Annotated in this window: 16 protein-coding genes; 8 read left to right on the forward strand and 8 right to left on the reverse strand. The window is 73.4% G+C overall.

Annotation, left to right across the window (positions count from 1 at the left end; translation table 11 throughout):
* Positions 1–99: 99 nt before the first annotated feature.
* The 3 genes from ACFYYT_RS28170 to ACFYYT_RS28180 form a co-directional block, all read right to left on the reverse strand.
* Positions 100–1617: a hypothetical protein gene (locus ACFYYT_RS28170; RefSeq protein ID WP_388609667.1), complete on the reverse strand. Its 1518-nt coding sequence runs from the start codon at positions 1615–1617 to the stop codon at positions 100–102.
* Between the two features lie 20 nt (positions 1618–1637).
* Positions 1638–3194: a hypothetical protein gene (locus ACFYYT_RS28175; RefSeq protein ID WP_351826810.1), complete on the reverse strand. Its 1557-nt coding sequence runs from the start codon at positions 3192–3194 to the stop codon at positions 1638–1640.
* 393 nt (positions 3195–3587) lie between these two features.
* Positions 3588–4307, reverse strand: coding sequence for a hypothetical protein (locus tag ACFYYT_RS28180; RefSeq protein WP_388609670.1), 720 nt, complete (start codon positions 4305–4307; stop codon positions 3588–3590).
* Between ACFYYT_RS28180 and ACFYYT_RS28185 the strand changes: the two genes are divergently transcribed.
* Positions 4294–4416, forward strand: a complete 123-nt coding sequence (locus ACFYYT_RS28185) for a hypothetical protein (RefSeq protein WP_351826811.1) — start codon at positions 4294–4296, stop codon at positions 4414–4416. The genes ACFYYT_RS28180 and ACFYYT_RS28185 overlap by 14 nt on opposite strands.
* A gap of 47 nt (positions 4417–4463) precedes the next feature.
* Here ACFYYT_RS28185 and ACFYYT_RS28190 read toward each other — a convergent pair whose 3' ends face one another.
* Positions 4464–4967, reverse strand: a complete 504-nt coding sequence (locus tag ACFYYT_RS28190; RefSeq protein ID WP_351826812.1) for a metallophosphoesterase — start codon at positions 4965–4967, stop codon at positions 4464–4466.
* 208 nt (positions 4968–5175) lie between these two features.
* Between ACFYYT_RS28190 and pgm the strand changes: the two genes are divergently transcribed.
* The 4 genes from pgm to ACFYYT_RS28210 all read left to right on the forward strand — a co-directional run bounded on the left by pgm (position 5176) and on the right by ACFYYT_RS28210 (position 9709).
* Complete coding sequence (pgm, locus tag ACFYYT_RS28195; RefSeq protein WP_351826813.1) at positions 5176–6819, forward strand: phosphoglucomutase (alpha-D-glucose-1,6-bisphosphate-dependent); 1644 nt, start codon at positions 5176–5178, stop codon at positions 6817–6819.
* A 64-nt stretch (positions 6820–6883) separates the two neighbouring features.
* Positions 6884–7489: a dihydrofolate reductase family protein gene (locus ACFYYT_RS28200; protein ID WP_351826814.1), complete on the forward strand. Its 606-nt coding sequence runs from the start codon at positions 6884–6886 to the stop codon at positions 7487–7489.
* Positions 7490–7622: 133 nt separating this feature from the next.
* Positions 7623–9173, forward strand: coding sequence for a hypothetical protein (locus ACFYYT_RS28205; RefSeq protein WP_351826815.1), 1551 nt, complete (start codon positions 7623–7625; stop codon positions 9171–9173).
* A gap of 59 nt (positions 9174–9232) precedes the next feature.
* Positions 9233–9709 carry a hypothetical protein gene (locus ACFYYT_RS28210; RefSeq protein ID WP_351826816.1) on the forward strand — a complete coding sequence of 159 codons (477 nt, stop codon included), beginning with the start codon at positions 9233–9235 and terminating at the stop codon, positions 9707–9709.
* Between the two features lie 104 nt (positions 9710–9813).
* Here ACFYYT_RS28210 and ACFYYT_RS28215 read toward each other — a convergent pair whose 3' ends face one another.
* Positions 9814–10989 carry a serine hydrolase domain-containing protein gene (locus tag ACFYYT_RS28215; RefSeq protein ID WP_351826817.1) on the reverse strand — a complete coding sequence of 392 codons (1176 nt, stop codon included), beginning with the start codon at positions 10987–10989 and terminating at the stop codon, positions 9814–9816.
* Positions 10990–11468: 479 nt separating this feature from the next.
* Between ACFYYT_RS28215 and ACFYYT_RS28220 the strand changes: the two genes are divergently transcribed.
* Together ACFYYT_RS28220 and ACFYYT_RS28225 are read left to right on the forward strand one after the other, a co-directional pair.
* A complete protein-coding gene (locus tag ACFYYT_RS28220; protein ID WP_351826818.1) occupies positions 11469–12638 on the forward strand; it encodes a 4-hydroxybenzoate 3-monooxygenase in 1170 nt (389 codons plus the stop codon).
* A 115-nt stretch (positions 12639–12753) separates the two neighbouring features.
* The gene (locus ACFYYT_RS28225) at positions 12754–14598 is read left to right on the forward strand and encodes a methyltransferase (RefSeq protein ID WP_351826819.1); all 1845 of its coding nucleotides are present in this window, start codon (positions 12754–12756) and stop codon (positions 14596–14598) included.
* Between the two features lie 23 nt (positions 14599–14621).
* Here the strand turns inward: ACFYYT_RS28225 and ACFYYT_RS28230 are convergent, their stop codons facing one another.
* The 3 genes from ACFYYT_RS28230 to ACFYYT_RS28240 form a co-directional block, all read right to left on the reverse strand.
* A complete protein-coding gene (locus ACFYYT_RS28230) occupies positions 14622–16199 on the reverse strand; it encodes a carbohydrate binding domain-containing protein (RefSeq protein ID WP_388609678.1) in 1578 nt (525 codons plus the stop codon).
* 237 nt (positions 16200–16436) lie between these two features.
* Positions 16437–16640 carry a hypothetical protein gene (locus ACFYYT_RS28235; RefSeq protein WP_351826820.1) on the reverse strand — a complete coding sequence of 68 codons (204 nt, stop codon included), beginning with the start codon at positions 16638–16640 and terminating at the stop codon, positions 16437–16439.
* Between the two features lie 267 nt (positions 16641–16907).
* Positions 16908–17162 carry a hypothetical protein gene (locus ACFYYT_RS28240; RefSeq protein ID WP_351826821.1) on the reverse strand — a complete coding sequence of 85 codons (255 nt, stop codon included), beginning with the start codon at positions 17160–17162 and terminating at the stop codon, positions 16908–16910.
* A 691-nt stretch (positions 17163–17853) separates the two neighbouring features.
* On the opposite strand from ACFYYT_RS28240, the gene ACFYYT_RS28245 reads away from it, so the two are divergent.
* Entirely contained in the window at positions 17854–18459 is a 606-nt protein-coding gene (locus tag ACFYYT_RS28245; protein ID WP_351826822.1) for a hypothetical protein, read from the forward strand.
* Positions 18460–18468 lie beyond the last annotated feature (9 nt).

Genomic DNA, 18468 nt, shown 5'->3' on the forward strand with positions numbered 1-18468 from the left:
CCGGAGGCGGCCGACGACGAGCGGTACGGGCGCCCCCGGGCACCGCCGCGCCCGGGCCGACGCCCGGGGCCGTACCCGCCGGCACGGCCCCGGGCGGAGTCAGTCCGAGAGCCGGCGCGCCGCGCGCCGTACGTCCGAGGCGGCCTGCGCGCAGCGTTCCGCGTGCCCCAGCAGGACGGTGCGGAACTGTTCGCCCGCCCCGTCGGAGCTCCAGCCGCTGTGCAGCGCGCAGTTCTCCAGGTCCCGCGCGTGCCGGTCGAGCAGATCGGCGCTGGCCGAGGCGAGGGAGCCGTACGCGGCCGGGGCGCGGCCGCGCCCGGTGACGGCGGCCCGGGCCGCCACGGCGGCATCCCCCGGCCGGGCTGCGGGCACCGGACCCAGGGCCACGCGCAGGGTGTCCGGGTCGAGGCGCAGGGGCAGCCGGTCGCGCGGGATCCGCGGCGCGAGGAGGACCGGCCGGGAACGGGCGGCGATGCCCGCGACGATCTCCTCGGCGATGCGTGCGGCGAACGCGCCGGCCGCGCAGGGCGTCGGCGCACCGCACAGCGGCGAGGGCTCCCCGGCGGAGGGCGGGCCCGGTACCGCACGGGCGGCGGGAACGGCCGCGCTGGTCTCGCGCAGCCGGGCGGGCATGGCCAGGACCTCGGTTCCCGAGGCGACGGCGAGGCCCTCCCAGACGAAGTCCGCCCGGACGGGGTGCGCGACGGCATCGACCGGCGGGTAGTGGTGGAGCGCCGAGGCGACCGCTTGGGCGGGGGTGTCCGTGACCTCCGCCGCGAGCAGGGCCAGGGCCTGGGCGGCCGTGTCGCCCGCCGCCCGGGAGGCCACCGCCAGCAGGTGCGCCACGGCCGGTCCGGCGTCATGGGCCCGGGCAGCGCCGATACGTCCGGCCACCGAGGCGGGATCGGGTTCGTCGAGGTACGGGGCCAGCCTGCGCATCAGCGCCGCGTCGTACCGGTCCCGCTCCCGGGGGCCGACCGCCTCGCCCGCGCGCCGCAGTACCTCGCTCAACAGCCGGTCCTCGGCCGCCGCAGCGCCCACCACCACCCGGCGGACGGCCCGCGCGGTCCAGGCCAGCCAGTCCGCGCGGCCGGGGATGCCGTCGCCGGGCCGCCCGTCGAGGAGGCCCCGCAACTCCTCGGCGAGCGGGCCGCCGATGTCGCCGTCGGCCGGCAGCGCTTCGACCGGGGTGTCGGTGTGCGGGTACAGGCCCCGGCGGTGTCCGGAGGGGGTGAGCAGCGTCCCGGGCCCGAGCGCGGCGCAGGCCGCACCCCGGGCGAGCAGGCTCGCGGTGTCCTCGGGGGTCAACGGCACGAGGAAGCTGCCGAACAGGGTGCTGATCAGCACGGGCCTGCCGTCGCGGCTGCGCCTGAGGTGGGCGAGGAGCTGGCGGGTGGCGCCTTCCTGGGTGAGGGCGTCGAGCCCCAGCAGGCGGGCCGGGGCATCCGTCCAGGGCAGCCGGCGTCCCAGCATGGCCGCGCTGAACAGGGCGTTCTCCAGGGGGCGGGCGGTGCGCGGCCGTCGTCCCGCCGCCACGGGCGGTGACACGGACCCGGCCGTCCCGGCGGCGGAGGGGGCGGCCGGGGTGGCCGTGGAGTCGGGGAGGGTGCTGTTCATGGGAGGCGTCCTCAAGGGGGTCACTTGTCGCGCAGCATGTAGGGCTGGTTGGCCGTGATGTCGCCGTCGTACGCCGTCAACAGCGCGTTGACCTCCTCGCGCAGGGGGGCCTGCGGTCCGCGGAGGCTGTCGGAGTACGCCTGCGGGGCGTGCGAGAGCGGGTAGTCGTACGTCGCGTCGAGCCAGGCGAGTTCCAGCCAGTGCTCGGGGACGTCGTTGGGCGAGGCCGGACCGCGGCCGTCCAGGGTCGGGATCACGTCGTGTTCGTTGACCAGGCTGATGACCCGTGTCGTGTGGTCGGCGGGCCGTTTCGCGTCGATGGGCGAGCCGAGTGCGACGACATGGGTGATCCGGTACTCGGAGGCGACGGTGACGTCCGAGGCCAGGTTCATGGCGGTCAGCCCGCCGAGGCTGTGTCCGACCAGCATCAGCTCGGCTCCGGCGGGCACCCCCGCCCGGGCCAGGAGCGCCTTGACGGCCCTGGTGTAGGTGGTGTCGGTGCGCAGCAGGCCGTCGAAGGCGCCGATCACGTCCTGCGGCGTGCTGTTGCTGAGCAGTCCGAAGCTCGTACCGGGCAGCAGCAGGACGTACCGGACGGCGCCGTCCGCGCACGCGACGCGTCGCAGCAGCACGAGCCCGTGGTTGCCGAGTGCGCCGATGTCGTTGACGTAGCTGACGATGTCGTTGGCGGAACCCGCGAGCACGGACGCCAGGATCGGGTCGGCCTCCGCGCGCTCCGCCCGGCCGGGACCGGGGTTGAGGAGCCCCAGCAGCGAGCTGGGCAGACCGAGGAAGGGGTCGGTGGCGGGAACTCCGCCGGCCAGGGTCACCCAGGAGAAACCGTCGTTGACGGGGTTCTCGTCCAGGAGGCCGGTCAGCGCCAGCAGTTCCATGATGACGGGGCTGACGGTGGTGAGCGCGCGGGTCACGCCCAGCCGCTCGACCAGCGCGAACAGGGCGCGGAGCGCCTCCAGACGGTCGCCGCGCACCAGCGCGTCGGTGAGCCGCCGCGCGCAGGGGGTGTCCAGATTGGGGTGGGTGGCGGCGGCTGCCGCGATGCGCAGGGCGAAGGCGTCCACCGCCATGGCCACCGCGGCCGGCCGCCGGCGGGTGACGTTCCCGGCGACCCGGGCCAGCTCGCCCGCGACGCCGCCGTTCGCACCGAAACCCAGCCCCTGCGGAGAGGTCAGGGCGCGGGCGCAGGACAGCACGCTGCCCAGGGCCCAGGCGGGGTCGCGCAGGGCCCGCATGCCGGAGCGCCAGCTGCTGAGGGCTCCGGTGAGCTCCGCGCCGGCCTGCCGGGCGGCCAGTGCGGCATCGGCCAGCAGCAGGGAGGCCGCGACGAGCAGTTCGGGCTCCGTCGCACGCGTCGGCGCGATGCCCGGCGCCGCGTAACAGCCGGCTCCGCCGGTCCCCGTTCCCGTTTCCGTGCCCGTTTCCGTTTCCGTGTCCGTCCCCGACACCGTTCCCGGCCCGGGGACGGCCCGAAGCCCGCTCCCGGCCGGTGCCGCGTCGGCCGTCTTGCGCTGCCCGGTGAGGAGCTGCGGATTCGGATGCCCGGTCGCCTGGGGTGTCACGTAGCAACCTCTCGTCGCTGAGGGGACGGTGCTCTCCGCCCCACTGCCCGTTCGTCGTGACACATGGTGACAGTCGCCGTGATCGCGCCGACCTGGATTTCCGGTGGCGATCCGCCTCCACGGGTGCGATCGCTCCTGCCCGTGGGCACGTTGAGGCGGTCTCGGGCCGCCGGAACACGCGGAGAGGGCCTTCACTCACGGTAGTTGTACGAGAGGTCGGAGTTCCCCGGGCCCTGGGGACTGACGCGGCGGACCGCGGTTGACGCGAACCGACGCCGCCTGCCCGCCCCGGCGGCGGCGGGCTGTTCCTGACGGAGGATCCGGCCGCCCCGTCCGAGTCGTCCTGCGGGGTGCGGTCGGGCCTCCGGCGACGCGGCCGACCCGACGGTCCGGCTACACCACGGTCCGGCCGGGGTGGCCTGCGCGGGCCGGCGCCGGACCGGCTTCCGGGGCGGGGGCGCGCAGCCGGAGGGCGAGTACCGCGCCGATACCCGAGGCCACCGCGATCAGCGCGCCCGCGAGCAGCGTCGGGCCGTCCGGGGAGGCCGGCGGCACGCCCCTCAGCGCCTGCGTGACGAGCAGCGTCAGCACCGCAGCCTGGGCTGCGCCCGCCACCAGCGTCAGGCGCAGCCGTACGCGCTCCTCGCGCAGCCGTGCGTACCGGGCGGCGAGGGCGGTCAGGCCCATGACGAACAGCGGCAGGAACTGGAGGGCGTGCATCCCGAAGAAGTGCGGGACCCGCAGGTCCCCGCCGGTGGTGGACCAGCCGGTGAGCGGCATCCCCGGACCCCCGTCGGGTACGCCGACCGCGTGCGCCCCCGTGACGGGCGGTTCCCCGCCCCCGGCGGCCGCCGTCTGAGCGGAGGTGGGACGGGTCATCAGGAAGCCCAGGCCCGCCCCGGCCAGGGCGAGGAGCGCCGATATGCGGATGGCCCAGGTGAGGGCTCGGTCGGCGAGGGGCGCCCGGAACAGCAGCACCGCGATCACCAGGGTCGCCGCCCACAGCACCACGACCGTCGCCGCCATCGCGTCGTACAGGCTCGCGTCGAAGGGGGTGGACCGGCTGAAGTGGCTCTGACGGCCGCGCACCACCTGCCAGGTGATCAGCACCATCTCCGTGGTGCTGGCCGCCGCCACGACCGTGCCCGCCCACAGCCGCCAGACGTGGGTGAGCCGGGAGGCGGGCGGGGGCGGCGATGCCGCACAGGACGTGCGTCACTGAACGCCCGGGACGTGAGCCGGCCCCGCCGGGCCGGGCCCGGTGCGGTGTCAGCGAAGCGGCGGCAGCCGGTGCAGCCGGACCTCGGTCAGCGCGCCCCCGGACGCCACCGCCGTGATGTACGTGTGGAACGGCTGGCGGCGCCGGTCCGTCGGCGAGCCGGGGTTGAGCAGCCGCAGACCCCCGGGCGCGGTGGTGTCCCAGGGGATGTGGCTGTGGCCGAACACCAGGACGTCCAGGTCCGGGAACCGCCGGGCGCAACGCGCCTCCCGCCCCGCCGCGGCCCCGGTCTCGTGCACCACGCCGACCCGCACCCCCTCCAGTACCGCCCTCGCCACCTCGGGCAGCCGCGCGCACAGCCCCGGGGTGTCGTTGTTGCCGTGCACCCCGAGCAGCTCGCGGGCGTGCTCCGCGACCAGCGCGTACGCGTCCTCGTCGGTCCAGTCACCCGCGTGGATCACGACGTCCGCCCGGGCGCACTCCTCCAGCAGGACGGCGGGGAGCGCCTTCGCGCGCTTCGGCAGGTGCGTGTCGGAGATCAGCAGCAGGCGCATGCCGACACGCTACGGTCATCCGCCCGGCCCGTCCTGCCCGACGCGGACGCCGAAATCGGCCGGTAGGCGCGGTCCGCGCGGGGTAGGCCGTGTGCGCGGGACCTGGCGCGGTGGCGGGGCGTCGGCCCCGGCCGCGGGCGCCACCCGCAGGACCATGGAGCGGCGCGGACCCCGTCGGGGGTCCCGATCAGTACGGAGGAGCGAACGGATGCCGAACGAGCGAGCGGGTCAGCAGGCGCGAGCGGAGGACCTCATCGACGTGTCCCGGCTGGTGACCGCCTACTACGCCCTGCACCCGGATCCCGCCGATCCGGCCCAGCGCGTCGCTTTCGGGACTTCGGGGCACCGGGGATCGTCCTTCGACACGGCCTTCAACGAGGACCACATCGCCGCGACGAGCCAGGCCATCTGCGAGTACCGGGCCCGTCAGGGCGTGGACGGCCCGCTGTTCCTGGGTGCCGACACGCACGCGCTGTCCGAACCCGCCCGGGTCACGGCCATCGAGGTCTTCGCCGCCAACGGCGTGAGCGTCCTCCTGGACACCGCCGACGGGTACACCCCCACCCCCGCCGTCTCGCACGCCATCCTGACCCACAACCGCGGCCGGAGCGGCGCCCGGGCCGACGGAGTGGTCGTCACGCCCTCGCACAACCCGCCCGGCGACGGCGGGTTCAAGTACAACCCGCCGCACGGCGGACCCGCCGGGTCCGAGGCCACCGGCTGGATCCAGGACCGGGCCAACGAGATCATCACCGGCGGCTCCAAGGACGTGCGGAGACTGCCGTACGCACGGGCCCTCGCGGCCGCCACCACCGGGAGGTACGACTTCCTCGGCACCTACGTCCGCGACCTTCCCTCCGTACTGGACCTGGACGCCGTCCGCGCCGCGGGCGTCCGCATCGGCGCCGACCCGCTGGGGGGTGCCTCGGTCGCCTACTGGGGACGCATCGCCGAGGAGCACCGCCTGGACCTGACCGTCGTCAACCCGGAAACCGATCCGACCTGGCGGTTCATGACGCTGGACTGGGACGGGAAGATCCGCATGGACTGCTCCTCCCCGTACGCGATGGCCTCGCTGATCGAAGGCAGGGACCGCTTCGACCTGACGACCGGCAACGACGCGGACGCCGACCGGCACGGCATCGTCACACCCGACGGCGGGCTCATGAACCCCAACCACTACCTCGCCACCGCCATCGACTACCTCTACCGCCACCGCGAGGGCTGGCCGGCCGCCGCGGGCATCGGCAAGACGCTCGTCTCCTCGGGAATGATCGACCGGGTAGCCGACGACCTCGGCCGCGCACTCGTGGAAGTACCCGTCGGCTTCAAGTGGTTCGTGGACGGGCTGGCCGACGGCGCCCTCGGGTTCGGCGGCGAGGAGTCCGCAGGCGCCTCCTTCCTGCGCCGCGACGGCTCGGTGTGGACGACCGACAAGGACGGCATCCTGCTCGCCCTGCTCGCCTCGGAGATCCTCGCGGTGACGGGCGAGAGCCCCTCCGCCCGGTACGCGGCCCTCACCGCCCGGTCCGGCGAGCCCGCGTACGCGCGCATCGACGCCCCGGCCAGCCGGGAGGAGAAGGCCGTGCTGGCCCGGCTCTCCCCGGACCAGGTCACCGCGGACACGCTGGCCGGCGACCCGGTCACCGAAGTGCTGACGAGCGCCCCGGGCAACGGCGCGCCGTTCGGCGGGATCAAGGTGAGCACGGACCGCGCCTGGTTCGCGGCCCGCCCCTCGGGCACCGAGGACGTGTACAAGATCTACGCGGAATCCTTCGACGGGCCCGAACACCTCGCCGAGGTCCAGGAAGCGGCGCGCTCGGTGGTCTCGGCGGCGCTCTCCGCGCGGTGACCGATGACTTCTCGCCGGTTGCGGGGTCTACCCACCGACGACAAGACGACCAAGGGAGCCCACCATGCGCAAGATCATCGTTTGCACGTTCCTGACGCTCGACGGCGTCATGCAGGCGCCGGGCGGTCCGGACGAGGACGCGGAGAGCGGCTTCGAGCACGGCGGCTGGCAGAAGGCGGCGTCCGACGAAGAGGTCGGCGCGGGCATCGCCGGCTGGTACCAGGGCTCCGACGCGATGCTGCTCGGCCGCAAGACGTACGAGATCTTCGCGTCGTACTGGCCGGAGGCCGATCCCGCCAACCCGTTCACCGAGCGGATGAACGGCATGCACAAGTACGTGGCCTCGCGGACCCTGACGTCCGTGGGGTGGCAGAACTCCACGCTGCTGGAGGGCGACGTGGTCGATGCCGTGCGCCGGCTGAAGGCCTCCGACGGTGGCAGCATCAACGTCGTCGGCAGCGGCGACCTGGCCCAGACCCTCATGCGGCACGACCTCGTCGACGAATACCGGCTGAGCATCCACCCGGTGATCATCGGCACCGGCAAGCGGCTGTTCGCCGACGGAGCGGTCCCCACTTCGCTGGAGCCGGTCAGCGTCTCGACGACGAAGGGCGGCACCGTCCTCGCCGTCTACCGGCCGAACGGCAAGCCCACCTACGACAGCTACTGATACGACAGCTGATGAGGCGTCCGTCGGCGCATCCGGCGCCGGCGGACGTACGTCCGCCTTTCGGCCGCGGGGATCCGGTCTGCGACCTGCAGGATGTGGAGCTGGATCAGCAACCGGAGCGAGCCGGGGAAGCGTGAACCGGACCGCGTTCCGCCCCGTCGATCCCGCGCGCTCGCGCCTCGTGGTCATCGGTACCCCGCGCTACCGCGACGAGCGCCTGCCCGACGTACCCGCCATCGCCCACAACGTGGCCGACCTCGCGGCGGCGTTCACCGACCCGGAGCTCGGCGGATTCACCGAGGGGCACTGCCGTACCGTGCCCGCGGCCGCGGACCTCCCGCAGGCCGGTGACATCCTCACGACCGCCGCCGAACAGGCCGGCGACCTGCTGCTGGTCTCCTACAGCGGGCACGGCCTGATCGACCGTCGCGGAAAGCCGTACCTGAGCCTCGCGGCGACGCGCCCCGACCGGCCGGCCTCCTACGCGCTCTCGTTCGAAGCGGTCCGCGAGACCTTCCTCGACAGCCGCGCGGACAACCGGGTCCTCATACTCGACAGCTGTTTCAGCGGCCGCGCCATCGGCCGGCCGCTGGCCGCCGAGGCGCAGTCGCTGCTCAGCGCGCTGGAGGTGTCGGGCAGTTACACGCTGACCGCCGCCACCGCGAACCGGGTGGCGCTCGCGCTGGACGGTGAACGGCACACCGCGTTCACCGAGCGGCTGCTCCGGCTGTTCCAGAACGGCAGCCCCACGGCCGGGCAGATGCCGACACCGGCCGACACCCACCGGCACCTTCATGCCCAGCTGACGGCCGAGGGCCTGCCGGTGCCACAACAGCGGGGCACCGACACCGCCGGGCAGCTGGGTCTGGTGCGCAACCGACAGGGCCTCACAGCACGTCAGTTCCTGGTGCGCGAATCCCTCCCCGTGCTCGTGAACGCGGCCGTCACGGGCCGGACCGCGACCGCCGGGGCATCCGGGCCGCAACCGCCGGGCGGAACCGCCGCCGCCGAGGGCCGGGCCACCCCCCCTCGCGCCGGTCGTCGCGGCGGTGGCCGAAGAGCAGGCCCCCCCTGGCCATCGCCGCGACCATGTCGGATGAGGACCGGCGGCAGTCCGTTCTGGCGGATGTCGGCGGTGGTCGTCGCCACCGCCGACATCTTCCGCGGCATCAACATGCTGATCAACGGCCATGAGCCCTACCGGACCACGGCGCCGGCCGACATCGTACGGAACCACGGGCTGCGCGATCCCAAGGACGGCGAGTACGTCCTGGACACCTATCTCCTCCGCGGCCCCCGGCCTCCTCGGAGAGCGGACGCCGTGAGTGAGACGGCCCGGGCGGTCGCCGCGTTCGCGCCCGACCGGGCCGAGGAGATCGCCGCGGGCATCGCCGAGGAGCCTTCCCGTGCGAACGCCCTGGCCGGGATCGCCCTCGTGGTCGCGGCCGCCGGCCTCGACCGGGCTCTGGAGATCATCGCGGTCGTCGGCGACCCGGCCCTGGGGCAGGCGGCGCTGGCGGACGTCGCTCCGGCGGTGGCCGCGCATGACTTCCAGCGGGCCGTGCAGCTCACCGAGGCCGTCACCGGCACGCTGTGGAAGGTCTTCGCACTGACGGGCATCGCCTCCGTGCACCTCGACACCCGCCACCGGCGGCCGGGCGCGACCGGCCTGGCAGCTCTCTGACGGCGTGCGGCCCGCGCGCTCGTCCGCGTTCGGGTGCCGTGATTGGCTAGGCTGATCAGGTGTTCGAACGAGTGGAAGCCGAAGAGTCCGCAGCCCTGGAGGCCCTCGCCCGGAAGGTCCGCGACGAGTTGGCGGCGGCGGGCCTGCCCGTGCTGCCCGCGGGGCTCAACCCGGTCCTGTCCGGTGGCGCCGAGGTGGACGTCGACGACGGGGCGGACGCCGCGGGCGGCGTGTTCGTCGGCTGGCAGGCGAGCCCCCGCTTGAGGGCCCGCGCGAGCCACGCGTTCAGGACGGGGCACCTGGACGATCCCGTCGTGCGGCACTCCAGCGCGATCGGGATCGCGATGATGCAGGCGATGTCGGCGGTCCTGGCCTCCGCGGGCTTCGGCGTCGAGGACGCGCGCGACGAATACCGCCCGCACCAGCTGCGGGTCCTGACCGGACCGCCGTCCGGGCAGCCCCCGACCTGGCAGCTACGGGACGACGAGCTGGCCATTCCCGGCCGGCAGGACCACGCGGCTACCGAAGCCGACTGAACCCGCCCCGGACCGGCCGCCGTGCTGATGCGCGTGGTCCGGGGCCTCAGAACAGCAGCCGGCACCCTACCGCCCTGTGCGGAGCCTCGGCGCCGGGTTCATGCTCACGTGGCGCGGCACAGGGCGTGGTCGATGAGGGTGTTGAGCGCTTCTTCCTGCCGGGCCGCGGTCTGCGGATCCGCGGAGCGGCTGTGCGCGGAGACCGTGAGCGTGCGCCGGCCGTCGGTGGTCGTGGCTGCCCGGGTGACGTATCCGAAGCCGTTTCCGCCGTGTCCCAGGTAGCCGCCGCCGCAGGACAGAGGGGTGAAGAACAGGCCCAGGCCGTCCCGGGTGCCTTCGGGGTGGCCGCTGTCCGGAGGCATCGCCACGGTGTCCCGCATGACGGCGAGTTCGGCGGGTTGCAGCAGCCGTCCGCTCGCCAGCGCGTGGAAGAAGCGGTTGAGGTCGGCGGCCGTGCCGGTCATGGAGCCGTCGGCCCCGCTGTCGAAGGGGCGGTAGGGGAGCGTGGTGTCGACCAGCGGTCCGTTCACCGCGAACTGCTGGTAGTTGGAGGCGTGCGGGGCGGGCAGGAAGGGCGACGTGCCGGGGGTGTCGGTGTCGTGCAGGCCGAGCGGACGCAGGATGCGGTCACGGACCTGTTGTTCCCAGGTGTGGCCGGTGACCTTCTGGATGATCATTCCGGCGAGCACGTAGTTCGTGTTGGAGTAGGACCAGCGGCTGCCGGCCGGGAAGGCGGGCTCGTGGCGCAGGGCCAGGGCCACCAGCTCTTCGGGTGTGTGGGCGCGCCACCGGTTGGTGAAGTAGGTCTGGGCCGTGGGCTCGGGGAAGACGTCGTAGACGTAGTCGGACAGGCCGCTGGTGTGCTGGAGCAGGTCACGAAGGCGGATGGTCCGGCCGTCGTTCCCCGCACCGGACACGACCCCGGGCAGCAGCTCCTCGACCGTCTGGTCGAGGGAGATCCGCTTCTCTCCCACCAGTTGCAGGACGACGGTGGCGACGAACGTCTTGGTGGTGCTGCCCAGGCGCAGGTACCCCTCCGGGGGGACCGGGCGGCGGGTTGCCAGGTCTGCTACCCCCGAGCGGACCGAGACCGTCCCGCGCTCGGATTCCAGGCGGGCCGACACCCCGGTGACCCCGGTGTCCCGTAGCGCGTCGGCGTCACGCTGCACGGACCGGGCGATGTCCGACGGGCCGGGCGCGGCCGAGGCCGCGACGGGCGGCAGAGCGGACAGTGCCAGTGCCAGCACCGCGGTTGATGACCATGAACGAAGAAGGACCATGCACCGAGGCTAGGAAACCGCAGAGGCTCCGGGCCATCCGGAATGCGCCACTTCGGAAGGGGTGCCAGCCGGATGGACAACCCGCCCGCGCGGCCCGTTCCCTGTGCCGCATACGCCCCCCGAGCGAGCCCGCGCGTACCGCTGCCTCCACCGTACCGACCGTTGTGCGCCGGTGTATGACCCGGCGCACATTCGCGCGAATTCATGGAATGCGCGCCCCGGAACGGAAGCTTTTCGAAATCACTGCCTCGACCCCCTCCACCGTGCTCACCTGGACCGACGTCGCCGGAGTTCCGGTGAACCGACCACGCTCCGGCGCTCCGTGGCGCTCCCCGGTGTGGCCGATGCGAGGTTGTTGCGTAAGTCATTCTAATGCTGCATCCGGATTGTTCATGATCGTCTGCGCGTTTTTCCGTGCTTATGATTCCCGCGCCATGAAAGAGAGCCGAAATCTCCCAGCGTTACGTGAATCAGCCGACGTGGTCGTGCTCGGGGCCGGGCCCGCGGGCTTGCTGCTCGGCAATCTCCTGGTCGCCGCCGGCATCGACTGCGTCGTCCTCGAACGCGCCACCCGCTCCCACGTCCAGACCCGGGCCCGGGCCGGGTTCCTCGCGCCGAACACCGTCCGGGTCCTGGAGCGCCACGGCCTCGCCGATGGCCTGCACCGCGACGGACGGACCCACGGTGCGTGCGAGTTCCGCACGGCGCGGGGCTCTTTCCGCCTCGACTACGGAGCCCTCGGCCGGGGCGAACAGCACACGGTCTACCCGCAGCAGCACCTCGTCACCGACCTCCTGGAGCACTACCTCGACGCCGGTGGACGCATCCGGTTCCGCACCGAGGCCCTGCGGGTCCAGGACGCCGACGGGCCCCGGCCCTACGTCACCACCCGAGAACCGGACGGCCGTTCCGCCCGGTGGGACGCACGTTTCGTCGCCGGCTGCGACGGCCGGCGCGGCGCGGCCCGCCGTTCGCTGCCGCACGGCACCTCCCGCCACCACCACGACCACGGCGTGAGCTGGCTCGGCCTGCTCGCAGAAGCGCCGCCCAGTCTCGACGCCGTCGGCTACGCCGTCCACGACCGCGGCTTCGCCGGTCACATGGCCCGCAGTCCCAAGGTCACGCGCTACTACCTCCAATGCCCGCGCGGTGCCCGGGCCGATGCCTGGTCCGAGGAACGGATCTGGGACGAACTCGACCTGCGGATAAGGGCGGTGGAGCACGGCCCGCTGCACAGGGGACCGATCGTCGAGCGCGCCGTCGTCGACCTGACCTGCGACGTGGTCGAACCGCTGCGCCACGGCACGCTCCTGCTCGCCGGCGACGCCGCGAGCCTGACCGCACCGGCCGCGGCGAAAGGGGCCAACCTCGCCGTGCTGGAAGCGGAGCTGCTGGCCGAAGCCCTGGCCGATGCCCTCGTCCGGGGAGACGACGCGGCGCTCGACCGCTACGCGGCGCGTGCTCTGGCGCACATCTGGCGCGCGCAGGAGTTCACCGCGTGGATGACCGGCCTGCTGCACGAGACCCCCGCCCGGGACACGTCAGGCGGATCGTTCTTCCACACCTCCCTGCGGCACGCCCGCCTCGACTCCCTGCGCACCTCGCGCGCACACCAGGACTGGTTCGCCGAGAACTACGTCGGCGTCTGACCACGGCCTCCGGGCGTCCTCCGCCCACGGCCCACCGGCCCGCGCACCCGTACGCGATGCCCCGCAAGCCTCCGCTCCGGCCCCCACCCCCGCACCCACCAAGGACAGTTGCGCGATGACGACGACCCTGCCCGACGAAGCGACACGCCCCGCCGCCCCGGTGCCACCGGGCGAAACGACGCTCGTCCACGACCCCGGCCCCGGCCCAGCCCACGACCACAACCCCCGCCACGACCACGACCACGACCACGACACCGTGCGCCTGCGCGCGGCCGCCGCCTTCGTCCGGGAACACGGCACGGCGACCCTGCTGCCCCGCCTGCTGCCCGGCCTGTGCGGCCCCGAGCTGGCGGCGCTCGCCGCGCACTGCCGGTTCGCCCACGTGGGCATCCTGCTCTTCCCGCCGGACGCACGGCACCTGCGAGGTCAGCTCGCCGACTGCGCGCTGGCCGCGGACACCCCCTCCCACCCCAGCGTCGTCGTACGGGACCGGCTGGCCCGGCGGCACCGCCGCGACCCGGCCGAGCTCGACGTCCGCATCCTGCGCCCCCGCGTCCACGGACGGGCGGGGGAGCGCCGCGCCGTGGAGGTGTTCGCCCTCATGGTGCCCGACCGGTCCGACCTGGAGCCGGTCGCGGCGCACGAGCGCGCCCTCGGCCACGAGGCCCATGTGGCCTTCGAACTGGAACGCCCGGACCCCCTGGTACTGCGCGGCCTGTGCGCGGTCCTCACCCGATACGGGGCGCGGCCCGACGGCGGCGGCTACAACCCGCACGAGGACGGCACCGTCCTGTACTTCACCACCCCCGCGGACGCGACGTGCGGTTACCGGCGCCTGGAGCTCTACGCGCCCGGCGACCACCGCGACGCCCTCGCCGCCCACACCGAACGCCCGGCCGTGAACCGGCCCGCCGAAACGCTCCTTCACCTGCTCACCGGTGCCTGGACCACCCAGGCCATCGCCACGTTCGCGCACCTGCGCGTGCCCGAAGCCATGGAGACCGCCGACGTCACGGACACCCGGGAGCTGGCCCGGCGCACCGCCACCCACCCCGACGGCCTCGCCGCGCTCCTGCGCTACCTCACGATGCTCGGCATCGTCGCCGAGGACGATGATGCCGCCGTCGGCCAGGACGGCTTCCGCCTCACCCCGCTCGGCGCCCTGCTCCGCGCCGACCACCCGGACACGATGCGCCCCCTGGCCCTGATGTACGCGGGCCCCTTCTACCGTTCCTTCGCCGCCCTCGACCACACCGTACGGACCGGGCAGCCGGCCTTCGACCACCTCTTCGGCGAGAACCACTTCGACCACTTCGCACGCGACCCGGCACTCGCCGACCTCTTCGACCGGTCCATGGCGGCGAGTTCGCGCATGTTCCGTCCGGTCCCGGCCCACCCGGTGATCACCGCGGCGGCCCAGGCACCCACCACCCGGACCGTCGTCGACGTGGCGGGCGGGAACGGGGAACTCCTCGGACGCATCCTCACCGCGCACTCCGGGCTGCGCGGGGTGCTCCTGGAACGCCCCCACGCGATCGAGGCCGCCCGCCGCGCGCTCGACGCCTTGGGCTGTGGTGCCCGCTGCGACTACCGCGGCGGCGATTTCGCCGACGTACCCCACGGCGGTGACGTCTACCTCCTCTCCCGCGTCCTGCACGACTGGGACGACGACCGGTGCGGCGAGATCCTGCGGTACTGCGCCCGCGCGATGCCGGACCACGCCGATCTGCTGATCGTCGAGCGGCTCCTGCCCACGGACGGTTCCCCCTCCCTGGCCACGGCCTGGGACCTCCACATGAGGTGCAATGTCGGCGGCCGTGAACGCGGCGCCGAGCACTACGCCCGACTGCTCGCCGACGCCGGACTGGAGCTCCTCGACCGCACGCCCCTGCCCCTGGAAGCCCACGTCCTGCACGCCCGCAAGGCGCCTGCCGGACGGGTACCGGCCGGCCGGCCGTGATCCGGTAGCCGGCCGGTGGAACGTCAGCGCCCCTGGAGGGACCTGACACCGTCGCCGAAGGACCAGCCCTTCGAGCCGTCCCAGTTGACCGACCAGGTCATGAGGCCCTTGAGCGAGCCGCCGAACGCGTTCCACGACTGGCCGATGAGGCCGGGCGCCATGTAGCCGCCACCCGCGCCGGGCTGGGCGGGCAGGCCGGGCACCTGCTTGTCGTAGGGCACCTTGACGGTGGTGCCCTGGATGGTCAGACCGTTGTTGAGGCAGGCGGTCTGCGCGGTGAAGCCCTGCACCGTGCCGGCCTCGTAGGAGTCGCCGGAGCAGCCGTACATGCTGCCGTTGTAGTACTGCATGTTGAGCCACCACAGCCTGCCGTTGTCGGCGTACTTCTTGATGATCGGCAGGTAGGAGCCCCAGATGGATCCGTAGGTGACGCTTCCGCCGGTCACGTAGGCGGTCTCGGGAGCCATGGTGAGACCGAAGCCCGCGGGCATCTGGGCGAGGACTCCGTCGATGATGCGGATCAGGTTGGACTGGGACGCGGACAGGGTGTTGATGTTGCCGCTGCCGGAGAGTCCGGTCTCGATGTCGATGTCGATCCCGTCGAAGTTGTACTTCTTGAGGATCGGGACGACGGTCGCCACGAACTTGTCGGCGACGGCGCTGGAGCTCAGGTCGATCCCCGCGGCGGCCCCGCCGATCGACATCAGGACGGTCGCTCCGGCCGCCTTGGCCCGGCACATCTCGGCGGGGGTGGCTACCTTGACGCCGGCGTCCATGCCGTCCTGCCACAGGACCGTGCCGTCCGAAAGGATCACGGGGAAGGCGGCGTTGATCACGTTGTACCCGTGTGCGGCGATCCGGCTGTCCGTGATGGGGATCCAGCCCATGCCGGGGTGGACGCCGTTCGATGCGCCGTCCCAGTTCTCCCAGTAGCCCTGGAGGACCTTGCCCGTCGGCCTGGGCTTCGTGGGACAGGTCTCACCGGTCGGAGGCGGCGTGGTGGGCGGTGGCGTGGTCGGGGGAGTGGCGGTCGGCGTGGGAGTCGGGGTCGGGGTCGGGGTGGGCGTCGGAGTCTGGGTGGGCGTCGGGGTCGGCGTGGGGGTGCCGCCGCCGGGCCCGGCGAGCGACACGTCGTCCGCGTAGTAGGCGGGCTGTCCGTACCACCCGTGCAGGTAGACGGTCACCGAGGTGGTGCTCGGACCGGTGGTGAAGCCGACGCTCAGGCGGCTGTACGACGGGCTGCTCGCCGTCCAGGTGGACTGGGCACCGCCGAGGCCCGTACCGGACGCCCCGAGGTAGACGTAGCTGCCCTGGACGTAAGCACTCAGCGTGTACGAGGAGTTGGGCTGCACGCTCAGGGTCTGGGAACACTGGGCGTTGTCGGAGCCGCTCGGCGTGGCCTTGAGCGCGCCGGCGCCGGAATGGACCGGACTGCCGACGGCGGCGCCGGAGCCGCCGGAACACGTCCAGCCGGACAGCCCGTTCTCGAAGCCGGAGTTGGCCACCGGCTCGGCGGCGGCGGCGCCGGCCGACCCGGTGCCGGACACCGCCATCCCGGCCGCGATGAGGGCGGCGGTCCCGACCCCGGCCAGGGAACGCACCAGGGCGGAGGCCCCGCGGCCGGAAACCTCGGGTGGACGGGGATCGCCCGTGGGGCGTGGAGTGCGTGAGCGCCGACGGAGCATGTGGTGCTCCCTTCCCGCTGGGCGTCATGGGCATGACGGACGCATGGGGATGCGACGCCCGGCTCCGGGTGAGGTGAGGTGGGGGGACAGGTGGGGCTGTGCCGGTCCGGATCGTATGAGGGGCGGAGGGGGCGGTCAATAGGTATGGACCAATCACCGCGAGGGCGGACCGGCGGGCGCGGCGGTGACCGCCGGCCGCACCTGGGTCAGCAGCAAGTCCAGGAACCGCTCGGGCCGTCGGAATGCCGCGAAGTGGCTGCAGTCCTGGAAGAGGAAGAAGGGGATCTCGAACCGCGTGCCGTCCGCCCAGTCGTCGAACCCGGTGGCGCCCTCGGTGATCTGCTCCGAGAAGGTCATGCCCGCGACGAAGCGCCTCGGTTCACGCAGCGAGTGCAGCGGCGAGAACCACAGGGACCCCGATGACGACCTTCGTCGTCGTCTCCGGCAGCTTGGTGTGCGTCGCGCGGTCGCGGGCGGTCCACTGCTCCTTGCCGGGGCCGAGCGCCTGCACCGCCTCCAGGTCCCCGCGCTTTCCGGCCGTGCGCAGCCGGGTGAGCAGGGCCTGGTGTACGGAGTCGTCGCGGTCGGAGACCTAGATGGCGTCGGCGTGTATCCGGTCGAAGGTCATCGCGCCCTGCCCCTGCGCACCGCTCGGCCGAGCGTTTTGAGGGTCCCGCGCATGTCCCAGCGGACGACGGTGAAGTGCTTCTCCCATGATCTGGTGCGCGGCCCGAAGAACGCGGTCGAGGCCCCGGGGCCGCCGTGCAGTTCCAGAGCGACCGGGTTGGCCAGGTCCTCGCCGCGCACCGAGATCCACTGCTCGACGCCGATGCGGACGAAGCCCTGCTCGTCCACGCCCTGCGGGCTGTCGATCTTCATCAGGGAGGCGTTCGGCGTCACCGCGATGGCGCTCTACCGGTACGTTCCCGGCAAGACGGAGCTCCTCGACCCGATGGTCGACCTCGCGATCGGCCCGCCGCCCTCGATCGCCGGCATCCCCGGCGGCTGGCGCCCCCAGCTGACGGAATGGGCACGGCAGTGTCTGGCGAGGTACCGCCGCCACCCCTGGATCCCGACGGCCACCGCATGCGCCGCCAGATCATGGGCCCCCATCAGCTGGGATGGCTCGACGCGGCACTGGCGGCGCTCGCCGGGACGGGACTGCCGGCCTCCCGGCAGCACGACACGTTCCTGCTGCTCGTCGGTCATATCCACAACACCGCCCAGCAGTACGCCGACCATGACGACGCGGCGAGCGCCGACTGGGCGCAGCTCACGGCCGGGATCCTGGAGCGTCACGCGGAACGCTTTCCCGCCGTCGCGGCGGCGGTCGCCGCAGGCGCCTTCGCCCCCGCAGGACCGCGATCCGCTGGACCACGGCCTGGAGCGGATCCTGGACGGGGTCGCGGCCCTCGGGCCGTCATGACGCCCGCGCCCGTCGAAGCCAACCGGCAGGGGAGTTGGGTAGCTCTTCCGTGGATTTCGGCCCGCGCTCAGGTGCGGCTGCGGCATGGTCGGAGCCGGGCGCGTCCAGTGGGACCCGCCGGCGATCGGGTGGCGGGAGGGTGTCGTGGACGGTCGGGATACGTGGACGACGGAAGAGTTCGGCGCCTCGCACGAGGGCTGGGTCGGTGTGCTCCTGGAGGACGGGAGCGTCCCGGGCCCGGTGTACTTCGACACCGGCTCGGCTTCGGCCGGCCACTCGGTGACGCAGTGGAGCGTCTACGACGGCCGCTCCCCGCGCATCCCCCGGGCCGCCGCGCTGCGCGCCGTGTGCTCCTGCGGCTGGACGGGGCCGGAGCACCGTCTCGACTGGGCGTTGATCGGTGGCGAGGACCTGGAGGAGGCCGGGGACGAGCAGGCGGACTCCTGTGACCGGGACTGGGACGGCCACACCGCCCGGGTCGAGGCGGGCGCGGTCCCGCTGCCGGAGTCGGTGACGGTGCTCCTCGAACAGCTGGAGCAGGAGATCGACAGGCTGACCGGCACCTCCCCGGTCGCCGCGGTGCGCGCGGCCCGCCGGTTGGAGGTCACCGCGGAGCGGGCCGGGTACTGGGCCGCCCGGGGCACCCGCGCCGACCTGACCACCACCCAGGCCGCGGCCGCGCTCGGCCTGGACGAGAAGGCCGCGATCCGGCTGATGGCCCGCTTCGGCCGGTGGAGCCCGTACTCCTGAGCCCGAGGT

It is taken from the genome of Streptomyces sp. NPDC002032, from assembly GCF_042890765.1.
Lineage (GTDB): Bacteria > Actinomycetota > Actinomycetes > Streptomycetales > Streptomycetaceae > Streptomyces.

Coding starts and splice junctions, on each gene's coding strand:
- ACFYYT_RS28170 (WP_388609667.1), bottom strand. CDS start 1,617: ATGAACAGCACCCTCCCCGACTCCACGGCCACCCCGGCCGCCCCCTCC.
- ACFYYT_RS28180 (WP_388609670.1), bottom strand. CDS start 4,307: ATGGTGCTGATCACCTGGCAGGTGGTGCGCGGCCGTCAGAGCCACTTC.
- ACFYYT_RS28190 (WP_351826812.1), bottom strand. CDS start 4,967: ATGCGCCTGCTGCTGATCTCCGACACGCACCTGCCGAAGCGCGCGAAG.
- pgm (WP_351826813.1), top strand. CDS start 5,176: ATGCCGAACGAGCGAGCGGGTCAGCAGGCGCGAGCGGAGGACCTCATC.
- ACFYYT_RS28200 (WP_351826814.1), top strand. CDS start 6,884: ATGCGCAAGATCATCGTTTGCACGTTCCTGACGCTCGACGGCGTCATG.
- ACFYYT_RS28215 (WP_351826817.1), bottom strand. CDS start 10,989: ATGGTCCTTCTTCGTTCATGGTCATCAACCGCGGTGCTGGCACTGGCA.
- ACFYYT_RS28225 (WP_351826819.1), top strand. CDS start 12,754: ATGACGACGACCCTGCCCGACGAAGCGACACGCCCCGCCGCCCCGGTG.
- ACFYYT_RS28235 (WP_351826820.1), bottom strand. CDS start 16,640: ATGACCTTCTCGGAGCAGATCACCGAGGGCGCCACCGGGTTCGACGAC.
- ACFYYT_RS28240 (WP_351826821.1), bottom strand. CDS start 17,162: ATGAAGATCGACAGCCCGCAGGGCGTGGACGAGCAGGGCTTCGTCCGC.